Genomic DNA, 9,799 nt, shown 5'->3' with positions numbered 1-9,799 from the left:
CAGCTTGTATTATGCCTGCTACTTTAGCCATTGTTAATGAATATTACCAAGGCAAAGATAGACAAAGAGCATTAAGTTATTGGTCAATCGGTTCATGGGGTGGTTCAGGTATTACGTCATACTTTGGCGGATTAATGGCCACATTCGTAGGTTGGCGTTGGATTTTTATCGTATCTATAATTGTCGCTATTTTAGCAATGATTTTGATACGTCACACACCTGAAACAAAAGCTTCAAGAGATAGTGATGTGCGTAGTCACAAATTTGACGTTGTAGGTTTAGTAGTTTTAGCGATTATGATGTTAAGTTTAAACGTGATTATTACACAAACATCTCACTTCGGATTCTTATCACCATTGATTTTAAGTTTAACTGTTGTGTTTATTGTCTCAGTTATTTTCTTCTTAATTTACGAGAAGAAATTACAGAACCCATTAATTGACTTTGGCTTATTTAAACACAAAGGTTACTCTGGTGCAGTGATTTCAAACTTCGCGTTGAACGCTGTAGCCGGAACTTTAATTGTCGCAAATACGTATTTCCAACAAGGACTCGGATTTACATCTAACCAATCAGGTATGATGAGTATCACATATCTTATCACAGTACTTGTGATGATTCGTGTCGGAGAAAAAATCATGCAGAAACTTGGGGCCAAACGTCCGATGTTATACGGATCGTTATTGAACGCAGCAGGGATGTTACTGATTGCTTTAACATTCTTGCCGACAGGTATTTATGTCGTATCTAGTGTCATCGGCTATCTGCTATTCGGTTTAGGACTAGGTATGTATGCGACACCATCAACAGACACAGCTGTAACAAGTGCACCAGACAATAAAGTCGGCACTGCATCAGGTATTTATAAAATGGCATCATCATTGGGTAACGCATTTGGTATTGCGATTTCAGGTACGATTTATGCCGTTGTATCTGAGAGTGTCAACTTGCAAGTAGGCGCAATGGCAGGTATCGGTTTTAATATCTTATTAGGCCTTATTGCGTTTGTTACAGTATTATTCTTAGTTCCAAAATCACAAGGCGAAACTTATTAATAAAAAATGTTCCACGCAAAAAAATAATAATGAGAAACGTATGACAACAGAATAGAAATGAAAAGAAGGAGCAGTACTTGTTGTTTAGTTTATGAGGGAAACTAAACAATGAGAACTGCTCTTTTTTATGTTCAAAAGTATTGAATTTTATAATTTAGGTCGATTTGATTTAAGTAAGATACAACTGTTGAAATAAAGCACACTGAGTATCAATGTCAGTAGACTGCCGAGACCTATCAGTAATACAACAGGTGGAAAGACACTAAAGGCAATAGACCAGCTGGCATCTTTTAATAACCATGAAGGCATGACCCAAGCACTATAAAGCAAGCCGATGATGATAAGTACGGTTAGACTTATTGATAATTTATTTAGCCAACTTGATTTGTTGTTTAAGTGTCTATGTTGTTTAAGGAGATAGCTGTTTCTTATGCAAGCTGCACATAACACAGTGAACATTAAAATAACCCACCATAAAGTAATAGTTAATAACACAAGATTATCCGCTGCTGTTTGATGCAGTGCTGTGAAGTTTTGATAATGTTCAATTTGGTAGAGTAATGTTTGTGCTAAATCAGGTAAACCAGGCGCGTTCAAATTTGCTAAAAGGATGACCGCATTTTGATACTTGGTATCTAAAATAATCATTGATGAATAATTAGGTAATGTACCAGGATGTAAGACTTGATTTGAGTACTGATCAATAAACCAGCCAGCGCCATAGCCATTCATATGTGATTTGTCAGGCACATCTGTCAACAGTGTGTGTGATTGTTTAATGAGTGCTTGATTTGAAGCGGATGGTTGTAAGTTCATTTTCACAAAAGGAATCAAATCAGTCGTACTGCTGATTAAGTAAGCGGCAGGTGTATCACCACGGAAATAATCAGGGTCATTTGCTTTAACATCTCTTCCTTCTAATACATAACCTTGGGCTTTTGCGGCTTGCTGCTTATCTGTTTTAAAGAAAGCATGATCCATGTGAAGCGGTTTAAGAAAATGCTTATGCATATAATCTTCATATGAAGTGTTTGTCACTTCTTGTATAACTAAGCCTAAGATATTGTAATTCATATTAGCATAGTTAAAAACATCGCCAGGTTTACTTCTTAAAGCCTCATGATTCAGACTTTCTACACGTCCCTTTAAGTTATCTTTCTTTGTTGGCACTTCACCTTCTTGATCTGGTGACATTTGATCATCAATACCGCTGGTTTGAGCGAGTAACATCTTTAAAGTGATATCTTGTTCATGTCCTTGATAGGTTAAATGAAGCCAAGGTAAATAATCTGAGACAGGCGCCTCTAATTTAACTTTGCCTTGCTTAGCAAGTTCTAAAATAGCTAAGCCTGTGAAAGCTTTTGTATTAGATGCGATTTCATAACGTGTCTGCGCATCAGCTAATGTATGTTGTTTGAGATTGGCATATCCATAGCCTTTATTTAAAGCGACTTCGTTACGTTTAATGAGCGCAACACTTAATCCAGGTATGTGATCTTCCTGCATGGTTTTTTCAATACGATGATCGACCAATTGATTTAATGTCTGGTGTTTAAAATGTTTTACTGAATACTTTGTATAAGAAAATACCAAGCTATAACTTATACTTAAAAATAAAACAGAGGTAATAACTAAAAGTAATATGTAAGAGTAAATGGATTTTGTTTTCACAATGTGTGTGCTCCTGTAAGTTTAGTTTTTATTATTATAGCACGGGGTTTGATTCATGTGAGAGGTGAGAAATATTTGTGAACAGTTTATAAAAATGTAGGTAAAATGTGAAAGTTCTATGTAATTTAAATAAATTGACTGTACTTTTCTAAAGAATAGGAGTATGTTTTTTCCATTCAAAACATGAAGAGTCTAGAGGTCCTTAGATATGAATATAAAACAAATAAAACACATATTGATCGGAACACCTAAACGTAACAGGGAGTTATCGAGTGAAAAAATAAGTAAAGTCAAAGCTTTAGCTATCTTATCTTCAGATGCGTTATCATCTGTTGCCTATGGTCCAGAACAGATTTTATTAACATTGACTGCACTTAGTGTTTTAGCGACATGGTATACCTTACCGATAACCGCAGGTATTTTAGTCTTATTAGTTGCTTTAGTTTTGTCTTATAGACAAGTGATATATGCATACCCTCATGGGAGGCGGCGCATATACTGTCACGAAATATAATTTAGGAGAAAAGTTATCATTGTTGGCTGGCGGTGCACTGTTAGTAGATTATACATTAACGGTCGCAGTTAGTATTTCTTCAGGAGCAGATGCTTTTATCGCTGCGTTTCCTGCTTTATATCACCATAAAGTATTGATAGCTTGTCTGCTTGTCATCATTATTTTGATTTTGAATTTAAGAGGGGTGACAGACTCTGCGACAGTATTGTCATTTCCAGTTTACTTATTCATTTTCGGAATGTTGATATTGATTGGGTATGGTGCATTTAAAGTAGTGACTGGTCAAACGACACCAGAAGTTCATGCGTCTATTGGTACAGCAGTACCTGGAGTAACGTTATTTTTATTACTACGTGCTTTTTCTTCAGGGGCATCGTCATTAACTGGTATTGAAGCAATATCGAATGCGGTGATGGATTTTAAAGATCCGGCACCTAAAAACGCCGTCAAAACGTTGATTGCGATGGGAACTATCCTGGCGTTGATGTTAGTAGGTATTGTTGGTTTATCGTATTGGTATGGCATTGTACCGAAACTTCAAACTACAGTACTTTCACAACTTGCGGCACATGTATTCGGACAAAATGTTGCCTTTTACTTTATTCAAGCATCTACAGTATGTATTTTGATTTTAGCTGCGAATACAGGGTTCACCGCATTTCCATTGCTTGCGGCGAATATGGCACAAGATAAATACATGCCACATATGTTTACAGTCAGAGGTGATCGTTTAGGTTACTCAAACTCTATGATTATCCTAGGCGGTGTTGCGATTGTATTGATTATGTTATTTAAAGGACGTACCGACAGTTTAATTCCTTTATATGCGACAGGTGTCTTCATTCCATTTACACTTGCGCAATACGGTATGGTCGTAAAGTGGGTTAAAGAACGTCCGAAAGGTTGGTTCTTTAAATTAATCGCTAACGCAATCGGCGGTACTATCACACTCGTAGTCTTTATGATTTTTCTGATTACAAAGTTCTCACAAGTATGGCCGATATTAATTTTCTTGCCTTTAGTTGTAATGGGATTATTACGTATTCGTACGCATTATCACAATATTGCTGAAGAGTTGCGAACAGACAATTTCTTTAAAGCGATGCGTCATGTTGATAAAAATTTAGCCTTGATACCAGTCAGTTCGGTATCTTCTATCGTAGATAAATCTATTGCCTACGCCAAAATGACATCTGATCACATTATTGCGGTTCATGTATCGTTTGATGAACATCAAGATCAAAAGATGCTAGAGAAATGGCAAGCACGTTATCCCAATATTCGTTTGGTCATGTTACATTCGCAATATCGCAGTGTAGTTAAACCCTTAGCACGCTTTATTGATAAAATTCGAAGCAAAGCTGAAAATGATCGCTTTGTGATTACAGTTATTGTCCCTCAGTTTATTACGAATAAAACATGGCAGAACTTACTGCATAACCAAACAGGTATTTTATTAAGATGGACATTGTTTTATCAAAAAAATTGTATCTTAGCCATGATTCCTTTGAAATTGAAAAAATAAGTTGTTGGGCGCATGGTATATAAAGAGGGAAGCGACTATAAAACGAAAGCCAAGAACACTGACGTTCTTGGCTTTTTTGAGCTTTATTCTTTTGTTTCACGCATTTTTGCGACATTCGCATGTGCGTTGTGTTTATATTTCTGATAGAAAATAATGACGATAATAAACCAAATCGGTGATACAAATAGTGCATTTCTTGTTTCTTCTGTAAAGAATAATAGTACATAGGCAAACAAGAAGAAGAGTAACACAACGATACCAGCATATGGACCACCTGGTAATTTAAAGTCGTTCGTTTTATGTTCCTGCTTGTTTTTAAAGGCATAAATAATGTATGAAATGATGATCAATGTCCAAACAAATAAGTAAAGTACGGTTGATAGTGTTGTGACATAAATAAATAATTGTACTGCATTAGGGAAGACATAGTTCAATAATGCTGCGAACAGTAATAAAATTGATGAAATCAACATTGAAATATGCGGTACACCACGGTGATTGACTTTACCTAATGCTTTAGGACCTAAGCCTTGTTCAGCTAAACCGAATAAAATACGGCTGTTTGAATAAATACCACTGTTAGTAGCTGACGCTGCAGCTGTAATAACTACAAAGTTCACAAGACTTGCGGCGAATGGAATACCAATCAAACCGAATACTTTAACGAATGGACTTGAGTTTTCACTTAAAGTATTCCAAGGAACTACAGATGTGATAATGATTAATGAACCGACATAGAATAATAAGATACGAATCGGTACATTATTAATGGCTTTTGGAATTGTATTAGCACGATCTTTCGTTTCACCGGCAGTTACACCGATCAATTCTATACCAATAAATGAATAGATTGCCATTTGGAAAGCCATTAAGAAGCCGAAAGCACCATTAGGGAATAATCCACCATGACTGACTAAGTTTGAAAAGCTTGCTGTACCATGTTCAGTTTTTACTGACATAAAAATTAATACTAGTCCTACTACAATCAATGCGATGATAGTTATAATCTTAATTAAAGCAAACCAGAATTCTAGTTCACCAAACAACTTTGCGCCTAACAAGTTGAATGAAATTAAGATTAATACCACGAACAGCACTGAAATCCAGTTAGGAACATTTGGCAGCCAATATGAAATATATTGACCGATAGCTGTTAAGTCAGACATGCTTGATGCAATCCAACAAAACCAGTAGGTCCATCCAATCACAAAACCGCCGAATGGTCCTAGATATTCATTAGCAATATCTACAAATGAATTAAAACGTGTGTTGCTTAAAAGTAACTCGCCCAGTCCGCGCATAAACGCAAATAAAAACATCCCAATGATGATATAAGCGATGAAAATACTCGGACCTGTTAATTTAATCGTTTGGCCAGATCCTAAAAAGAGACCTGTACCAATTGCCCCACCAATCGCGATTAACTGTATATGCCTATTGCTGAGGTCTTTTTGTAATTTCTGTCCCAAAATTTTTGCACCCTTTCGGATTTGTATATGACAAAGGGGTTGACGTTAAATGATGTTAATAATGATATAAAAAATTTCAGGACATTGCAATTGTTAATGTATAAATATAAAAAACTTTTATGAAGTACATAATTTAAAACTATCAAAAATTTTGTTATTTTTTAGCTGGTTTGGGTAAGCATTTTCTATAAATTTTCTGTGGCTTCTGTCGCATGATATAAACAAAGACGACCGGCTGAGTCATAGCTTTGACGCATTTTATCTTTTGGGATTTGAATCACTTGATAACGTGAAGGGATCAAAGCCGGAACATAGAGTTTACGACCAAATTGTGCCCATAATGGATCGATATAAAAATAGTTGTTTTGATCATATCCGATTAATAAGGTGATATGAATGTTTGAGACCCATTCTTTACGTGTGTCATCGACTCTGAACGTTCGACGTTGCGGTTTTTGGCCCAGTACTGTGTGATAAATCAACACAGGTTGACCTGCATCGATAATACGTTCAAGTTCAGCTAAAGATTTGCCAGTACCATCTTTAATACGTGTGTCATATTGTTTCAAGTAGGGAACAAATGCATTTGGGAAAATCGTTTGATGTGCACCCGGTTTAATCATTAAGAAATGACCGACGTAGCCTTTATTCGGATTGCTTGGATGTGTCGGCCAACGCTTCATTAAAGAAATAGGGTGGACAAATATATGATTATAATCCAGCAGCATAGATGCGGCAGTGCCTTCACAGCCCATGACCATAGGAATTGGAGAGAGCTGACTTTTTGGTTTAACATTTAGTATTTTCTTCATTTTTGATAACTCCCCATCGTTCATCATTACTCTTATTATAAAAGTTGTACATGACTGAGTATATTACTTTGTCTCAGAAAATATAAAAAAGAGCGAGACTGTTGTCTCACTCTCATTCATGTTATTTAACTTGAATTAATTTGTGTAACCAAACGTTTAAGACGATGACTAACACACTAGTGATTAAGATAATCACAATAAATGGACCAACGCTTGTACCACCTTGAATACCAACTAATGGTGCGATAATACCGCCGATGATAAATTGGAATAAACCAAGTAAACTTGAAGCATTACCGCTTCCCCCAGAACGTTCTTCAATCGCTAAAGAGAAACCAAGCGGTCCAATACCTGTTACCGGCCACACCATAATAAAGAAAGAAGCTAATAATAACGGTAATGGTAAATGGAAACCTGTTGTGATGACCACAAGGATCACACCAAATACTTGAATACCTGTTAAGATATGCAGCAATTTCTCTCTTTCAATATACTTCACCGCAAATGCGGTAATTTGACTCATCGCAATTAATCCAATACCAATTACCGCATACATCCAACCGAATGCTTGAGGTGACATATGGTAAATTTTTTGTGTGATGAAAGGTGAAGCGGCTGCGAAACTGAAAAGCATCACGTAAGTAAAGCCTTGCATCAACATTGGAATGACAAAACGCGCTTTGCTTAATAAGTGACCGAAGTCTTTAAAAATTGCGCCGAAATTTAAGCGTACATTTGCCGTATCACGTGTTTCTTCCATCTTAATAAATGCGATTGAGAAAATCACTAATGAAATCAGTGTTAATGCCGCAAAAATCATTTTCCATGATGTAAATGCTAAGGTATAACCGCCGATTAATGGTGCAATAATCGTAATAATACCATTAACAACAAGCAAAGTTGCGATCATTTGCGTTAAGCTTGCACCTTCATATTGGTCACTGACAGTTGCTCTTGCGATTACAATTGCGCCGCCTCCAAGTAACCCTTGAATAAAACGTAAGACTAAGAAGACATTAATAGATGACACAAAGACACAAGCTAAAGAGACAACCGCAATACCGATTAAAATCGATAACACTGTTTTCTTACGTCCATAAACGTCAGAGAGTGGACCGAAAACAAATTGTCCTAGTGCCATACCGATCATGACAAAGGATAAAGTAAGTTGTGATGTTGAAGTAGAAACACCGAAATCATCCCGCACTTGAGGAAGGGCAGGGTTATACATGTCTACCAACATCGGACCGAAAGCGGTCATAGCTCCTAAAACTATAATCATAATAATAGGGAGCCGTGATTGTTCAGTTTTGACCATTTGAGATAACTCCTATTCTGTTAATCAATTATTATGGTTAATTGTAACGTAAATCAGCGGCTTGTGTGTATATTTTTTTAAGTGCGACAGAAAATAAGTGAAATGAAGAATTTAGAAGTGCTATAATAACGTTGAATTATCGATTTTTAGAAGAAAAGTGATGGTGCACGATAGATGAAGTTAACACAAACACATTTTGAAATTATCAAATTTATTATAGTAGGCGGTATTAATACCTTCAATTATTACATTGTATATTTATTATTGTTGAAAGTGATAGGTATCAATTATCTTGTCAGCCATATTACAGGTTTTGTAGTCAGTTTCATTATTTCGTACTATTTGAATTGTTATTTTGTGTATAAAGTCAAACCGACATGGCGCAAATTTATTCAATTTCCTCTAACGCAAGTTGTAAATATGGGCATGCAGACGGTGTTGCTCTATGTCTTTGTACAATGGTTTCACATTTCATCAGTGATTGCACCTTTTGCAGGATTAATCATTACCATTCCTGTAACATTTGTATTATCTAAATACATATTAAGAGACTAATACGAAGCAAGATAAGATTCTTTTTAATAAAGGGCTTATCTTGTTTTTTTAGTCTCAACTCAAGGTTTCGTTTTAATTAATATTTAGGTTAGGCTAACTAAAAAATTAGCACAAGAAATTAAAAAATAATTAAAAATAAAAAAATTGAAAGTGGTTAAGAAATACCGCATACTAAAATTGAATTAAAGAAAAGGTGGGACATTCCATGTCGCAAACACTTAATTTACAACGCGCACAAAAAGGTGCGTATTTAAGTCTAGTAACCTATATTGTACTATCTATTGTTAAATATGTTGTAGGTACGTTGTATCATTCTGCGGCAGTCAGAGCCGATGCATTAAACAATATGACTGATATTTTAGTTTCAATTGCGGTTATTGTCGGTTTGAAAATTTCAATCAAACCTGCTGATCGTAATCATCCTTATGGTCATTTAAAATCAGAAAACATTGCTTCATTACTTGTTTCGTTCATTATTATGTTCGTCGGGGTTCAAGTTATGATGCAAAACTTCCCGCGTTTGTTTTTAAATGATTATCATACACCGACACCGATTACGATTATTGTCAGTATTGTCAGTGGGTTTGTCATGCTTGGTGTGTCTTACTATAATTTCCGTTTAGCAAAACAAACCAAAAGCCGTTCACTCCATTCTTCGGCGGTAGACAACATGTCTGACAGTATTGTCAGTTTAGGAACTGGTATCGGCTTGATATTTACACAATTCGGTTTGCCGATTGTCGATATTATTCTCGCAACGATTTTAGGTGCGTTAATCGTTTATACAGGCTTTTCTATTTTCAGAGAAGCAATCTTCACATTAAGTGATGGATTTAATGAACGTGACTTAGAAAATTATCGTCAAGATGTGTTAGAAGTG

Annotated in this window: 7 protein-coding genes and 1 pseudogene; 4 read left to right on the top strand and 4 right to left on the bottom strand. The window is 35.8% G+C overall.

The features are described from left to right. A partial coding sequence (locus HMPREF2937_RS08350) for an MFS transporter (protein ID WP_070864375.1) occupies positions 1–1,055 on the top strand: 1,055 nt, incomplete at its 5' end. 147 nt (positions 1,056–1,202) lie between these two features. On the opposite strand, the gene HMPREF2937_RS08345 is transcribed toward HMPREF2937_RS08350, so the two are convergent. Then, entirely contained in the window at positions 1,203–2,648 is a 1,446-nt protein-coding gene (locus HMPREF2937_RS08345; RefSeq protein ID WP_142351424.1) for a serine hydrolase domain-containing protein, read from the bottom strand. A 286-nt stretch (positions 2,649–2,934) separates the two neighbouring features. On the opposite strand from HMPREF2937_RS08345, the pseudogene HMPREF2937_RS08340 reads away from it, so the two are divergent. Further along, positions 2,935–4,765: pseudogene (locus HMPREF2937_RS08340) on the top strand (APC family permease). Positions 4,766–4,848: 83 nt separating this feature from the next. On the opposite strand, the gene HMPREF2937_RS08335 reads toward HMPREF2937_RS08340, so the two are convergent. From HMPREF2937_RS08335 to HMPREF2937_RS08325, 3 genes are all read right to left on the bottom strand, one after another. Beyond that, a complete protein-coding gene (locus tag HMPREF2937_RS08335) occupies positions 4,849–6,234 on the bottom strand; it encodes an amino acid permease (RefSeq protein WP_070864373.1) in 1,386 nt (461 codons plus the stop codon). Positions 6,235–6,419: 185 nt separating this feature from the next. Next, entirely contained in the window at positions 6,420–7,046 is a 627-nt protein-coding gene (locus tag HMPREF2937_RS08330; protein WP_002479756.1) for a C39 family peptidase, read from the bottom strand. A gap of 121 nt (positions 7,047–7,167) precedes the next feature. Next, a complete protein-coding gene (locus HMPREF2937_RS08325) occupies positions 7,168–8,364 on the bottom strand; it encodes a putative multidrug effflux MFS transporter TcaB (RefSeq protein ID WP_002479754.1) in 1,197 nt (398 codons plus the stop codon). Between the two features lie 174 nt (positions 8,365–8,538). Between HMPREF2937_RS08325 and HMPREF2937_RS08320 the strand changes: the two genes are divergently transcribed. Both HMPREF2937_RS08320 and HMPREF2937_RS08315 read left to right on the top strand, forming a co-directional pair. Further along, on the top strand, positions 8,539–8,919 hold the full coding sequence (locus tag HMPREF2937_RS08320) for a GtrA family protein (RefSeq protein ID WP_002479753.1): 381 nt from the start codon (positions 8,539–8,541) through the stop codon (positions 8,917–8,919). 205 nt (positions 8,920–9,124) lie between these two features. After that, positions 9,125–9,799: cation diffusion facilitator family transporter (locus HMPREF2937_RS08315; RefSeq protein ID WP_070864372.1), on the top strand; the 675-nt coding region annotated here is incomplete at its 3' end.

Source organism: Staphylococcus sp. HMSC061G12, from assembly GCF_001838465.1.
In the GTDB taxonomy this organism is placed as follows: domain Bacteria; phylum Bacillota; class Bacilli; order Staphylococcales; family Staphylococcaceae; genus Staphylococcus; species Staphylococcus simulans.
The sequence above is the reverse complement of the archived record's forward strand: the minus strand, read 5'-3'. Positions and strand labels throughout refer to the sequence as shown.